The 14,970-nt window shown below is 39.2% G+C and carries 12 protein-coding genes; 10 read left to right on the plus strand and 2 right to left on the minus strand.

Features of this window, described 5'->3' with window-relative positions; all coding sequences use genetic code 11:
- The 8 genes from EZ444_RS27415 to EZ444_RS14030 form a co-directional block, all read left to right on the plus strand.
- A partial coding sequence (locus EZ444_RS27415) for an integrase core domain-containing protein (protein ID WP_394365954.1) occupies window positions 1–249 on the plus strand: 249 nt, incomplete at its 5' end.
- Between the two features lie 227 nt (window positions 250–476).
- Complete coding sequence (locus EZ444_RS14000) at window positions 477–1,046, plus strand: RNA polymerase sigma factor (protein ID WP_131609804.1); 570 nt, start codon at window positions 477–479, stop codon at window positions 1,044–1,046.
- A gap of 109 nt (window positions 1,047–1,155) precedes the next feature.
- Complete coding sequence (locus EZ444_RS14005) at window positions 1,156–2,289, plus strand: FecR family protein (RefSeq protein WP_165503615.1); 1,134 nt, start codon at window positions 1,156–1,158, stop codon at window positions 2,287–2,289.
- Window positions 2,290–2,482: 193 nt separating this feature from the next.
- Window positions 2,483–5,809, plus strand: coding sequence for a SusC/RagA family TonB-linked outer membrane protein (locus tag EZ444_RS14010; protein ID WP_165503616.1), 3,327 nt, complete (start codon window positions 2,483–2,485; stop codon window positions 5,807–5,809).
- A gap of 11 nt (window positions 5,810–5,820) precedes the next feature.
- Entirely contained in the window at window positions 5,821–7,680 is a 1,860-nt protein-coding gene (locus EZ444_RS14015) for a RagB/SusD family nutrient uptake outer membrane protein (protein ID WP_225874735.1), read from the plus strand.
- A 41-nt stretch (window positions 7,681–7,721) separates the two neighbouring features.
- Complete coding sequence (locus EZ444_RS14020; RefSeq protein ID WP_131609808.1) at window positions 7,722–8,252, plus strand: hypothetical protein; 531 nt, start codon at window positions 7,722–7,724, stop codon at window positions 8,250–8,252.
- 6 nt (window positions 8,253–8,258) lie between these two features.
- Window positions 8,259–9,383: a SusE domain-containing protein gene (locus EZ444_RS14025; protein ID WP_131609809.1), complete on the plus strand. Its 1,125-nt coding sequence runs from the start codon at window positions 8,259–8,261 to the stop codon at window positions 9,381–9,383.
- Window positions 9,384–9,390: 7 nt separating this feature from the next.
- Window positions 9,391–10,542: a glycoside hydrolase family 76 protein gene (locus EZ444_RS14030; protein ID WP_131609810.1), complete on the plus strand. Its 1,152-nt coding sequence runs from the start codon at window positions 9,391–9,393 to the stop codon at window positions 10,540–10,542.
- A 72-nt stretch (window positions 10,543–10,614) separates the two neighbouring features.
- Here EZ444_RS14030 and EZ444_RS14035 read toward each other — a convergent pair whose 3' ends face one another.
- Both EZ444_RS14035 and EZ444_RS14040 read right to left on the minus strand, forming a co-directional pair.
- Window positions 10,615–11,628 carry a LacI family DNA-binding transcriptional regulator gene (locus EZ444_RS14035; RefSeq protein ID WP_131609811.1) on the minus strand — a complete coding sequence of 338 codons (1,014 nt, stop codon included), beginning with the start codon at window positions 11,626–11,628 and terminating at the stop codon, window positions 10,615–10,617.
- Window positions 11,629–11,636: 8 nt separating this feature from the next.
- Complete coding sequence (locus tag EZ444_RS14040; protein ID WP_131609812.1) at window positions 11,637–12,869, minus strand: sugar MFS transporter; 1,233 nt, start codon at window positions 12,867–12,869, stop codon at window positions 11,637–11,639.
- A 176-nt stretch (window positions 12,870–13,045) separates the two neighbouring features.
- Here EZ444_RS14040 and EZ444_RS14045 point away from each other — a divergent pair, with 176 nt between their 5' ends.
- Both EZ444_RS14045 and EZ444_RS14050 read left to right on the plus strand, forming a co-directional pair.
- The gene (locus EZ444_RS14045) at window positions 13,046–13,618 is read left to right on the plus strand and encodes an RNA polymerase sigma-70 factor (protein WP_131609813.1); all 573 of its coding nucleotides are present in this window, start codon (window positions 13,046–13,048) and stop codon (window positions 13,616–13,618) included.
- 104 nt (window positions 13,619–13,722) lie between these two features.
- Entirely contained in the window at window positions 13,723–14,862 is a 1,140-nt protein-coding gene (locus EZ444_RS14050; protein WP_131609814.1) for a FecR family protein, read from the plus strand.
- The last annotated feature ends 108 nt before the right edge of the window (window positions 14,863–14,970 follow it).

Consider the following 14,970-nt stretch of genomic DNA (forward strand, 5'->3'; position numbering starts at 1 on the left):
GGGATCTTAAAAGCAGAGTTTGACCTGTATGGAGCCCAAACTGGCTTAAGGGAAACGACAAGAAAGATCAGGGACAATATACAAACCTATAATCAGATAAGGCCGCATGCCAGTTGTGATTATCTGACCCCGGAACAAGCGAATCTTAAACATGGTGAACTGAAAAAAAGATGGAAACCAAAAAAATATAAATCAGAGCAAAATTCAACTTGTATAACCGAATCAGGAATTACAAATTTGCATGTATAGTCAATTCAAAATTAATTCAACAACCTGTATAGCTATATACGGATAAGACACCTAGGGCTCTGGTAGGACCGTAGGTCCTTTTAAACTCCTTTCGGATTCCTTTCAAACTCCTTGTTGTGTACCAGCCTACTCGAAGGACTCTCGAAGGGTACTTTAGATCTGTTAAATCCCAAATCTGATTGGAGTTTTGTAAAATTTATAATATATTCGTTTAACCTAAACCAAATATGCCGGTATATCAATCTCTTACAGATGCTGAATTGTTCTCATTGCTATGCAATAGTGATCATAAAGCTTATACCGAGATTTATGACCGTTACAGTGGTTTATTATATGTTCATGCTTATAAAAGAATTAGAAATAGGGAAGAAGCACGGGATTTGATTCATGAATTATTCTCTGTTTTGTGGAGCAAGCGAGATCAAATTATTTTAAAAACAGAACTTTCCGCCTACTTATATAGAGCTGTCAGGAATCGTGTGATAGACCTGGTAAACCATAGTAAACTTCAAAGCAGCTACATCAGTTCCTTTGATGGCTTTTTAAATAACGGGACCAATATAACAGATCATGTTATCCGGCAAAAGGAGTTGAGTCTGCTGATTGAGAAAGAAATAGATTCGTTACCGGAAAAGATGAAACAAGTGTTTAACCTCAGCAGAAATGAGTATCGCAGTCACAAGGAAATCTCAGAAACGCTTGAAATTTCTGAACTTACAGTGCGTAAACAGATTAATAATGCTTTGAAAGTTTTAAGGCCTAAACTTAGTAAACTCCTAACTTTCTTTTTTTTATAGCAATATGCTAAATTGATTTAGTGTAGATGATTGGTTGATTTGAAAATATTTTCATTTTTATCTACTCCATACCCCAAGGTTATTCGTCAATATGTTAAATAAGACAAAAATGTCTTTTGCGTATATGCATAAACCAGATATAAAAGATTTATTAGAGCGGTATAAAAACGGCGATTGTACCAAAGAAGAACGTTCACTTGTAGAGAGCTGGTATTTGAACTGGGACACTTCATCGTTTGATCTTTCTGATCAGGAACTCCTGGCGGACCTGGCGCTGATAAAAAGCGAATTGCCAGGTAAAAAAGGGCGAATGTTTTTTTATTACCGAATTGTTGCAGCTGCGGTTGTATTGCTCACATTGGCTACAGCGTTTTATTTCTTTAATTATCCTCTTACATCAGATAAAAATCAGGTAGCATTGGCTAATTCAGACAAAGTAGTGCCAGGTAGCAATAAAGCAACATTGACTCTGGCTGATGGTTCAACTGTTACATTAGATGCTGCTACCCCCTTGGATGAAATTAATCAGTTTGGTGTTAAAATTAGTAAATCAGGCGAAGGTAGACTGGTATATATGGGTGATAAAAATGTTGAAGTTACGAATGCCTATAATACAATACGTACGCCTAAAGGTGGACAATACGAGGTCACGCTACCTGATGGAACCAAAGTCTGGTTAAATGCAGCATCTAAGCTTCGCTTTCCCGTTGCATTTGCGGCTAATGAACGAAATGTTGAGTTGAGTGGGGAAGCTTATTTTGAAGTGACAAAGGATAAAAAAAGACCATTTAGAGTAAAGTCTGCACAGCAGGAAATTACGGTTCTAGGCACCCATTTTAATGTAAATGCTTATAACGATGATGTTTTTGCCAAAACTACCTTGCTTGAGGGTAGCGTAAGGGTAAATAAAGGTTCATCACAAGCATTACTTACACCCGGGCAACAAGCAGTCAGTAATACCGGATCTGCGGTAATCAGTGTGCGTAAAGACGTTGATGTAAATGAATCTGTAGCCTGGAAAAACGGGCTTTTCATGTTTGAACAGGAGGACATTTTTTCTATCATGAACAAAATCTCAAGATGGTATGATATAGAAGTAGAATACCGGGGAGATCTGAAAGGAAAAAAATACAGTGGCAATATTTCAAAGTTTGAAGATGTAACTGAAGTTTTAAAAACGATGCAGTTTACCGGTACCATTCAGTTTAGAGTTGAAGGAAGGAGGATTGTTGTTATGCCTTAAACTCTACATACAATAGCAAAAAAGACCCGGGAGCGTTTGCACCGCCCCGGATCAGTTAAGGTTTGGAAAACCTTGGCAAGAGAACCAAACCGTTTCAAAAGTTTTAATTTCACTTACTAACCAAATGTACAAAATTTTTAACGACCTACCATGCTGGGCATCACCCCGCATGGGATCAATATTTCTACTCCGAATGAAATTTACGATCATCATATTGCTTACAACGATTATCCAGGTTAATGCGTCAACGTATGCGCAAACGATCAACCTGAAGGTTAAAAACGCCAATATAGAAAAGGTGTTTAAATCGCTTAGAGAACAGAGCAAGTATAATTTTTACTATGAAAATGACATGATCAGCAAGGCTAAGCCAATTACCTTATCCGCTGTGAACGAGCCGTTTTTAGCTGTCTTGGAAAAATGCTTTGCAAACCAGCCATTTACTTATTTAATTAACAACAATACGGTTGTGGTAAGGAAAAGAGCAGAACAAGCAACTCCAGTTCTGAAAAAGGCCGACATAACTGTTACGGGAAGGATAGTAGATGAAAATCATTCACCTGTACCCGGAGTTTCAGTTAAACTGAAAGGAACAACTAAAGTGGTTTCTACGGATAATAAAGGAGAGTTTAACATCAGTGTTCCTGGAGATGGTACACTTGTGTTTTCTTATGTCGGATATCAGTCTCAGGAAGTTCCGGTTAATAACAGGAAAAACATTCAAATAAATCTTGTTCCTGTTCAAAATGAACTCAATGATGTGGTAATCACAGCTTTTGGGGGGACGCAAAAAAAGATAGAAACGCTGGGTGCGCAGTCTAGTCTTAACGTAAAAGAGCTAAAACAACCCGTTGCTAATTTATCAACCGTATTGGCTGGAAGGGTTTCAGGATTAGTTGGAGTGCAGAGAAGTGCGGAACCTGGACTTGACAATGCTGATATCTTTATTAGAGGACTAAATACTACAAGTTCAAATAGTCCATTAATATTGGTGGACGGAGTAGAGCGGTCCTTTTCTAATCTTGATCCTAATGATATAGATGGCTTTACCATATTGAAAGATGCTTCTTCTACTTCAGTATACGGAGTGCGAGGTGCAAATGGAGTAATACTTGTCACCACTAAACAAGGAGTAGCGGGCAAAACCAGTATCAATTTTGATTACTATAAAGGCTACACAGAGTTCACACGTGTTCCAGAAACCGCCGACGGTGTTACCTATCTTCAAATGGCTAATGAAGCAAATGTAACAAGAGGAGGTGTGCCAGAATATAGTGCGGAGAAAATACGTAAAACATTAACGCAGGAAGATCCATTGTTACATCCTAATATCAATTGGATGGATCAACTATTCAATGATTTCGGAAACAATACCAAAGTCAATATGAATATCAGTGGTGGATCTGATAAGATGACTTATTTTGTGTCAGCTGGTGTTTACGATGAAAACGGGCTCTTCAAAACGGATGATTTAAAGAGCTATGATTCAAAAATCAGTTTTAATAGGTATAATTTTTCGTCCAGACTGAACATCAAAGCAACAAAAACCACTTCCCTGGATCTTGGGATTAAAGGCTTTATTTCTAATGGAAATTATCCAGGTACTGGTACACAGGATATTTTTAAGGCTGCTTTTAATGTGTATCCTACGTTATATCCAATGGGTTATTACCCTGATGGGAGTGAACCTTTCGTTTCTACAGGTTTCGGTTTAAATAGTCCGTATGGCCTGCTGACCAACCGTGGGTACGTTTCCACATATAACAATCAGATCTATTCAGATATCCGGGTAAACCAGGATTTAAGTTTTCTGGTAAAAGGATTGTCTGCAAGGGCTTTGTACGCTTTTGATGCACAGAACAATAACCGGATTGCGCGTACGAAATCTCCTTATACAAATTATGTCCGAAGTAGGGATCAGAATGGTAATCCCATTTATGACAATACCAATCCGACAATAGGGAATGATTTTCTGAACTTTTCAAAAGAAAATGGTGGGAACAGGCAGTTTTATCTGGAAGGTGCGCTGAATTATGACAATACTTTCGGTAAGCACCACGTTGGTGGTTTGTTATTGTACAACCAGACAGATAAGGTAATATCTTCGGCCACAACATTAATCCTTTCTTTGCCTTATCGCAATTTGGGGATGGTGGCGAGGGCAACCTATGCTTATGATGAACGGTACTTAGCCGAATTTAGTTTCGGATATAATGGGGCGGAGAATTTCTCTCCTGATAAACGTTTCGGCTTTTTCCCTGCCGGTGCAATAGGTTGGGTTTTATCTAACGAAAAATTTTTTGAAGGTGCGAAAGACATATTTCAGTTGTTAAAGATCAGGGCCTCTTATGGTGTGGTGGGAAACAGTAAGATTAATGTATTTAACTCTAGTGGTCTGGATGAAAAAGACCGCTTTCTTTTTGAAGGACAAGTGTCGGGAGGCGGAAGTTATGCTTTTGGAAGAGATCCTAATTCCATGGTGGTTAACGGCCTGGCTATTTCTAGGTACGCTGCGGATGTAACCTGGGAAACAGAGAAAGATATCAACCTTGGATTAGAGTTCAAAACTTTTAATAATGCGCTTTCCATGCAGATTGATTTATTCAACAGAAGAAGAGAAAATATTTTTATCAGAAGGGGCGCTTCAATACCATCTTTTATGGGAGTAGGTGGAGATCTTGTTGGAAATCTTGGAGAGAATAACAGTAAAGGGATAGATGTTACTGCCGAATATTCGAAAAATATTGGAGCAGTTGGATTGCAATTCAGGGGAACCTTTACCTATAATAAAAATGAAGTCATTGAAAATGACATGCCAGAACAGTTATATCCATGGTTGGAAAGGCGTGGCCACCCTATAGGACAACGGTTTGGCTATATTGCGGAAGGCTATTACACACAGGCAGAGATCAATAATCCTGAAGTGGCCAGAACAACAGGTACGGTACAGGCTGGAGATATCAAGTTTAAAGATTTAAACGGAGATAAAATAGTAGATGCCATGGACCAAACCGCGATCGGACAAACTGATCTTCCGAAAATTGTTTACGGATTTGGAACGAACATATCCTACAAAGGATTCTCTTTAGGTGCCTTTTTCCAGGGCGTAGGAGATGTAGACTTGTATTTGGCAAGCGAATTTATGCCTTTTAGAAATGGTAGCGGAAGAGGTAGTTTATATAGCAATATCACCGATCGGTGGACTGTGGAAAACCCTAATCAGAATGCCTTTTATCCCCGTCTTTCCTATAGTGACTTGAACCAGAACTATACAGCAGCTAGTAGTCATTGGCTCAGTAATGGAAAATTCCTAAGATTGAAAACGCTGGATTTCGGCTATACGTTTTCGAAAACGACATTCAGGAAACTGGGTGTCCAGAATCTGAGATTATATTTTCTTGGGTATAACCTGTTTACCATAAGTCCTTATAAGCTTTTTGATCCAGAGATGGGCAATGGTACTGGAACACGTTATCCCAATATCAAAACATACAGTTTAGGTTTAAATGTGTCATTTTAAATAAGATGAAGATGAAAATAAATGTTAAGGCTTTAAGTTGTTTTTTGCTGATCAGCTTCAGCACCTTAATTTCCTGCAAGAAAGACTTTTTAGGACAAATACCCGATGATAATTTAACGATTGATGATGTTTTTAAAAGACAGGTATACACGGAACGTTTTCTTGCGAATGTATATAGTTATATCAGAAGTGAGGTAGACAACAATACGGAAAACACACCTTGGGAGGGACTCTCGGATGAGATGGACGTAACTTATGATGATTATCCGACTTATGCTATGAATACTGGAAATTGGGATAGAAACAGAGGTAGTTATAACTATTGGGCACATTACTATCGCGGGATAAGAAATGCCTCCTTCTTTTTGCAAAACGCAATTCCAGGAAGAAGTGCGGATATGCCTGATCAGCTATTGAAAAAGTACAGGGCGGAGGCCAGGTTCTTAAGGGCGTACTTTTACTTTATGATGCTCAGACAATATGGGCCAGTAGTGATTTTACCTGAAGAACCATTGCCGATAGACGCGACAATTGATGAATTCAGCCTTCCAAGGAGCTCTTTCGACGAGTCTGTCGATTATATTGTAAGCCAGATCGATATGGCCCTTCCTGATTTGCAGGAGCCGGTGTCCGATATCAATAATATAAATGATTACTCGAGAATGAACAAAGGAATGGCCCTCGCTGTGAAGTCGAGATTGCTGTTGTACGCCGCTAGTCCTTTATACAATGGCAATACAGATTACGCCGCTTTTAAAAATCTTGACGGTAAACAATTGATAAGCCAGCAATATGATGCCACTAAATGGGCAAAAGCTGCTGCAGCTGCTAAAGCTTTAATTGATGGTTATCCTCGATACACTTTAAATAAAGTGTATACTAATGGAGTTTTAGATCCTTACGCATCGGTAAAAAATGTATTTCTTGAAATCTGGAATCCAGAGGTAATTATGGCCAAGAGTTCTGATATGTTCTCGGCTGATATCAGTGGCTCTCCACGTCTTGGCGCCGTAGCTAATTCTCCGGGAGTAGGCGGCTGGCATGCATGGGGGCCGACCCAATCTGCTGTTGATGCTTATTTTATGGCAAATGGACAATCGCCGATAACGGGTTATAACCCTGATGGAAGTCCGATTGTCAATCCATCTTCAGGCTATACCGAGACGGGGAACGCAGCTGCCGCGACAAAGTATTATGATGCAGGTGCTTCGAATATGTATGTAAACAGGGAGCCTCGTTTTTATGTGGCGATCACTTTTGATCAAAGTAAATGGCTTAATGGTGCGGGTGGTGCAAGTATAACGAATCCTATGACCATATCTATGCTAAATGGAGGTAATGGTGGAAGATATACCGGAAGGAACTGGTCTAGAACAGGCTATGTAACCAGGAAGCTGGTACATCCGGGGACTATTCTGACTACCAGTGGTGGTACTGTGCAGCGACTGGAAGTTAAAATACGTTTAGCCGAAATTTATCTGAACTACATTGAAGCGTTGAATGAATATGATCCCACTAATCCGGATATCTTAAAATACTTGAACATGATCCGTGAACGAGCCGGGATTCCGCAGTATGGTAATGGTGGACTACCTGTACCAACTGACATGCGTGCGGCTATTTGGAAGGAAAGAAGAGTAGAACTTGCCTTTGAGAACTTTAGGTTTTTTGATACCAGAAGATGGAAAATTGCGGAGCAAACAGATGGCGGTGCATTTTATGGGATGAATACGCTGGCTACAACCAGAACGGATTTCTTGAAAAGGACAGTTTTTGAAACCAGGGTTTTCCAGAAAAAAAACTATCTGTGGAACATTGTTCAGACCGAATTAAACGCAGACAAAAACCTGGTGGAAAATCCAGGATGGTAGCCATTTTTTTTATTAATTTTTACGATTAAATCAACGAAAACATGAGAACTTTAAATAATATCAAGATCTATAGTACGCTAATCATATTTGTATTTTTGTTTAGCAGTTTTAGGAGTACCGGATACCTTAGTCCTAACTTGATTAGCTTTGACGATCACTACCGTGGCGTGCCAAATGTTGAAGCAACGGTAGAATTGACAACGAGTGAATTGAGCGGTAACCTGATCTGGACGCCCAATGCTTTGACTGATTATAAATTATATATATGTGTTACAGCTATTAATGGTAGTTTTAGTGAGCGTTACACAGAATATCATGAAGTGTATTATAATGTAGGACAGTTTAATTTTAGTCTTTCACGGTTCTATGCTTCAGGAAACGGCACAATTAGAATCGCAATTACCCCCTACAAAGTAGAGCCAGATCTTCCGCCAACAGGCACACCAATAGATGCTGTATTTCATATAGATGGTATGTGTTCGATGGCAAGTTTCGGGACACTCTACTGGAATGCCTATAACTATTATCCCTTTTCCGGTCCTGTTTTGGAATATTTTACATATCCTAATTAATCTGAGATGAAGAACATAATTTTTTTTTCAGGCTGTCTGGTATTACTTTCGGTGTTTTCTGCATGTAAGAAGGAATTGGTAGATGTTGTAAATACAACCATTACCGCTCCCGCGCTGCAAGCGCCCTCAAACAATACCTTAATTAATTTAAGCCCTTTAAGTAATGCTGTAGTCACATTTGAATGGGATGCTGCAAAAACTGGCAATTATACTATGTCTTTTTATGAGGTGGAGTTTGACAAAGAAAACGGAGATTTTTCTAATCCGGTTTATAAGGCAATAACCAATAGGTTGGGGGTGGAAAATAAGTTACTTCTGACCCATAGAATTTTGAATCGCGTTGCACATCTGGCTGGAATAGCTGAACTGACTAAAGGTAAAGTTAAATGGAGGGTAAAGGCAAATACGGGTGTGGTATCCGCTGTTTCACAATCTGGAACATTGGAATTGAATAGACCGGAAGGAACAACTGACATTCCTACTGAACTCTATTTGACCGGAACTGCTACTGAGGGAGGTACAGATCTGAGTAAGGCTGTTAAGTTTAAGAAAATCAGTGATGGTGTGTTTGAAATTTATGCAGCTTTAAATGCAGGTACCTATACACTAGTCAATAAGGTGAGCGGCGAACCATTAAGTTTTGTTTTGCGAAATGGCTTAATCAGCTCTGGTAAATTGGAAAACAGTCCAGTATCGACGAAGATCATATACCGCATTAATCTGGACTTTAATACAGCATCGGCCACGCTGACCGAAATTGTATCTGTCGGACTTTGGTTCTCAGGATACAATGCAATAAAAGCCAATCTACAATACGATGCAGGCGGTATTTGGAAAACAACCTTTAATAATGCTTGGAAAGTAGAGTCATGGGGTAAGGATGAACGCTATAAATTCAGAGTAGTTGAGAAGGATGCTGCGGGTACCTTAACCACTAAAAACTGGGGAAGTTCAAAAAAAGATAACAATCGGCCTACGGCTACTGAGGCTGCAAGCTATTATTTTCTTACTGCGGTAGACAATACCCAATATGACTATTCCTATAAGTTTGCCGCAGAGTCAGTCAATACTGAAGTGCAATTTAAAATGTATTCATCAGGTGATTATACACATACTGTAATCTTTAAATAAAACAGAAATGCGAACAACAACTTCAATATATAAAATACTGGGTACACTTACGCTGGGATTATTCCTATTCAGTTGTACCAAAGAGAAGATGAGTATAACCCCTCCTGAGGTGATTGAGGAAGTAGTGGTAGATTGGTCAAAAGCTGCAGGCCAGGCGCAAACAGCGCTGGATGTTCAGTTTTACAATACCCAGGCTAATTACTACAATCAGAATAATAATGGCCATATCGGGTTCAATTACTGGTGGAATGCGCATGCTTTGGATGTTCTTATAGATGCCTACAACCGGACCAAAGATGCAAAGTACATTACTAAAATGGATAATTTGCTTGCCGGATGTTACGTTAAGAATGGCAATACCTATTGGAATACTTTTTATGACGATATGGAATGGTGGGCGCTGGCCTGCTTGCGCGCTTATGATGCTACGAAAGATGAAAAGTATAAAACCATGGCAAGGCAATATTGGACATGGATAAAAGTAGGCTGGAGTGAGGTTAAAAATGGCGGTATTGCATGGGCTTCGGGTTCTAAAGATTCTAAAAATGCCTGCTCCAATGCTCCTGCGGTAATTATTGCTGCAAAGCTATATCAACTTGATAAAAATCCAGATGACCTGGTATGGGCAAAGAAGATTTACACCTGGTTAAAGACATACGTTGTTGAGCCGAAAAGAGGATTAGTTTATGATGCTTGGGGAAATCCGAAAGAATCAGATATGTATACCTATAACCAGGGTACCTGGATCGGATCTGGTCTTGAATTATTTCAGATTACCAAGCAGACAACTTATCTGGATGATGCCTTGCGTACAGCAAATTACCTTATGAATGATGAGGTAAGGTTTTCTCCTTCTGGAGTTTTGAAAGGTGAAAATACCGGTGACGGTGGTCTGTTCAAAGGGATTTTTATTCGTAATATGGCACAGTTGGTATTACAGGGAGTTTTAGATGATTACACGAAAGGCTTGTATATTAAGTACCTCGAGAAAAATGGTAAAAGCTTGTATGCGAAAGCAACCCTGTCGCCAGAAAATATCTTTGGGGCAGATTGGGCAAGCAGACCTAGCAGTAAAATAAGCGACAGCTCCGTTCAGCTGAGTGGTTTAATGTTATTTGAAGCGCTGGATGAATTAAAACGTGCGAACTTGTTAAAGTAAGCGCTCATTTGTTGAAAAATCTTGAAATATTAAATATTCCCGCCATAAAAGCGGGAATATTTTTTTGAGTAATTACTTTACCTTAATGGAAGAATTACGTACAATCAGGTTGGTAGAAAGGGTTATCTTTTCTATAGGTTTTTCATCAGATTCCATCTTTTGTAACAGGATGTCGATGAGTTTAAGAGAAATGTCTTTTACAGGCTGCCCAATAGCGCTGATAGAAGGATTGTAAATCCTGAAGAAGTCCTGGTCGTCAAAAGCCACAACAGCAAGGTCATCAGGGATTTTCAATTTCAGCTGACTGATCGCTTCAAGCCCCTTAAACGCCAGGTAATTGGTTGAAAAGAAAATGGCGTCCAATTCCTTGTTCTTTTTTAAATAAGTACTTATCGCTTTGATGTTTTCTTCAGCAGACTGATTAAAAGGGATCTTTAGTATTTTCGGCTTTTTCCCATTTTTAATAAGGGTTTTTTCATACCCGTTAAGCCGTTCTACCATCTGGGTTTGATCGGAGGAAGTCGTCACCAAAGCAATGTTTTCAAAACCGGAATCAAATAGATGCTGTACTGCTTTTTTTGAAGCATTGAAATTGTCAACAACAACATAATCTGTTTCTAAATCAACAAAATACCGGTCAAAAAGGACTACTGGTATTTTGTTGTTGATCATTAATTGAATTTCATCTTCCAATCCCTTCGGCGGGGTAATGATATAGCCGTCTAAGTTTTGTTCGATGAAAAGTTTAATCAGTTCTTTGGTCTTTTCAGTATTATCGTCTGTACTGCAATAAATTATTTTATACCCTCTTTTGTAAGCGTCTTCTTCAATAATCCTGGCTACGGCAGAAAAAAACACATTGGAAATATCTTCTATGATTAATCCGATGATATTTGTTTTCCCTGTTCTCATACCTCGTGCAAACTGGTTTTGCTTATAACCCGTATCCTCAATAGTTTTGAGGATCTTTTCTTTAAGGTCCCTGCTGATCCGTTTTTCGTCTGCTCTGCCATTCAGCACAAAGGAAACCGTTGTGATTGATGTATTACATCGTTGCGCGATATCCTTGATAGAGAGTTTAGCCATATGGTGTACTAGTGTTTTACTTTATAAAATTTGTAAGCGAATAGAAAGATCACAATATAGCAGATTATTGGGGCATAATAGGCATTTTCAATTCCACATTTGTCGGCTACGGCTCCCATGATAAAAGGAAAAAATGCACCACCCACTACACCCATAGATAAAAATGAGGCTGCCTGCTGCGTACGTGCACCAAGGTTTTTAAGGCCCAGACTAAATATGGTGGGGAACATAATACTAAAAAAGAAATTGATCATCAGTAAAGCGATGAAGGATACCAGTCCAAAGCTTTGTGCTACGATGATACACATGATGATATTACCCAAGGCAAATGTTGCCAGTAATTTGTTAGGTGCAATAACCCGCATCAAAAATGTTCCAATAAAGCGTCCGGCAAGCATCATCCCCATAAATAACACCATGTAGTTTCCAGCCTCAGCATCGCTAAAGCCCATTTTTTCGTGGGCATAATTGATGAAAAACGCCCAGGTACCTGCTTGTGCCGCTACATTAAAAAACTGCGCCGCAACTGCCCATACAAAATGCTTATGATCAAAAAGTTTTTTATCTGGGGCAACGTCTACGTTTACAGCAGCTTCATCAGTTTCAGAGACCGCATGAGGATCTGTTGTAGGCGGAACTTTTACGAAAGAAAAAGATATAGCCACAAGTAAAATAACAAGGCCAATTACGGCATATAGAACTTTAACAGAAGTTAAGTCTGTACTGCCCGCCACGTTATTGCGTAATAAAAAGTAACTGCCGATTGCCGGGCCGAGCATTGCGCCAACGGCATTGAAAGACTGAGCAAAATTGATACGCTGATCACTGGTCCGCTGATCACCTAATGAAGCCACGAATGGATGTGCTACAGTTTCTAATGTAGATAAACCACAGCCCACAATAAACAAGGCTATGCCAAAAAAAGCGAAAGAAGAGACATTGGCTGCGGGGATAAATAGAAAGGCCCCGATGGCAAATAACGATAAGCCTAGAAGTACGCCTTTTTTATAACCAAAGCGTTTCATAAACAATCCAGCAGGGATTCCCATCACTGCATAGGCACCGAAAACGGCGAACTGCACGAAGGCCGATTGTGATTTGGAAAGACTCATGGTATGTTGAAAGTGTTTGTTTAGTACATCAGCCATGGTAATGGCGATGCCCCAGAACATAAAAAGGGAAGTGACAAATACGAGGGTGACCAGGAATTTTTTGTCTGTAAAGGCGGCTTTTTGTTGCATAGTTTAGTGTTTAATTTGGTTAGTAAAGGTTTAATGAAATAGGAAAATTGTTTCCAAACATAGTTATACTAAAATGATTTAGCAACAAGAGTTATTTTCTTTTATATTTGATTATGCTTTTATGGAGAATTTTAATTTTAAACAATTATTTATATTCGCTTACAAAATAATCAACTATGTCCACACCTTCTTTTAAAATGGATGATCATCGTGAAAACGAACTCATTGCCGCTTTAATATTGGGGAGTGAATCTGCTTTTACGGAGATTTATGAGCATTATTGGTTAAAATTATTGGCGCTGGCTTACAGTCATACCAAAAATAAGCAAGCTGCAGAGGGAATTGTTCAGGATGTTTTTATCAGTGTCTGGAACCGAAGAGGTACGCTTAAAATTCATTCGCTTTCTAATTATTTTGCTATAGCAGTTAAGTTTTCAGTCTTTAAATACAAGCAAAGAGAACAGCGCAGAAGAGAAATTGAACTGGAGAACTGTAAATCTGAGGAGCTGATTCAGGATGACAAAATGATTGAAGCACGTTTCCTGGAAGAATATTTTAAGGGTGTAGTAGATCAGCTGCCCGATAAATGCAGAATGGTTTTTAATTACAGTAGGGTAAAGGGATTAAGTAACCCTGAAATAGCCAAAGAGATGAATATCTCAGGAAAAACCGTCGAGGCTCATTTAACAAAAGCCATTAAGGTATTACGGGTTTCTATGAAAGACGCCGGGTTTTTATACTTCTTATAGGCAAAAGACTAAATCGTTAAAATTATATTTTAGTTTTTTTTTATTTCCACTAAGGGTATGGTATGCACTTATGGTACTTCTTATTATAAGCCCAAATATAAACCATGACGAACGACAGAATTAATGCGCTGATCGCAAAGTATTTTGATGGAACACTAACCGAAGCAGAGCGTGTAGAACTCAATCAGTCTTATGACCTTCAGTCTGATCAGGACATAGAGTGGATGGCTGACAGTTTAGGCGAGGCTGGACAGGTTAAACAAAGAATGCTTTCAAATATCGGGCAGGAGATCTTTTCGAAAAAAGTACGCAAAATAGACCGCAGTCACTACCGGTTTATATACGCCGCAGCAGTACTTTTATTGGTCGTTATGGCATGGTTATTTTTCAAACCTTTCTCAAAGCCGGTAATTGATACGAAGCAGGCGCAACTCACAAAAATTAAGCCGGGCAGTAACAAAGCCATACTAACACTTGGCACAGGGGGCCAAATTGTGCTTGACCATATCGCGCCCGGTAAGGTCGTTGAACTGGATGGCGTAAGGGTACTGAAAACCAAAGAAGGGCAAGTGGTTTTTACAGTTGTTGCAGGGGCAGGCGTAGCAGCTCAGCTAGGTAGCATTAGTACCCCTAAGGGCGGACAATATGAAGTCGTTTTACCCGATGGTACTAAAGTATGGCTAAACTCAGCTTCTTCTATCCAGTTTCCTACAGCATTTACCGGAACTGAAAGAAAGGTAAGCCTTGAAGGTGAAGCTTATTTTGAAGTGGCAAAAAACAAAGCTATGCCCTTTAAAGTAAAAACCAATTTACAGGAGATCGAAGTTCTGGGTACCCATTTTAACATTATGGCTTATGATAATGAAAATAGCATTAAAACAACCCTTGTAGAAGGATCTGTTAAGGTTTCCTCTAAAGGCGGACGTGCATTGTTAAAGCCAGGACAACAAGCCGAATTAAATAAAATCAATAACCATCTTTCGATACAAGAAGTCTATACCAGGGACGCAATTGCCTGGAAGAGCGGCATATTTATGTTTGCACATGAAGACATTCGTTCCATTTTAAATAAAATTTCGAGATGGTATGATGTAGAAGTTATTTACAAAAATACTGCCTCAGCCAATCGGTATAGCGGTAGCATTTCCAGGTTTGAGGATGTTACTGAAGTGCTAAAAACAATGGAAATGACAGGCACGGTTCATTTTGAGATCAAGGGAAGGAGGATATACGTTATGGATTAAACCATACCTGATCACAATGTGCTAAAAAAAAGACCCGAAGATTGAGCCCTCCGGATCTTTTACGGCTTTTGAAAGCCTTTAGCAAGATTATCAACTTATTCTTCAAAC

The sequence above is a fragment of the Pedobacter hiemivivus genome (assembly GCF_004331685.1).
In the GTDB taxonomy this organism is placed as follows: Bacteria; Bacteroidota; Bacteroidia; order Sphingobacteriales; family Sphingobacteriaceae; genus Pedobacter; species Pedobacter hiemivivus.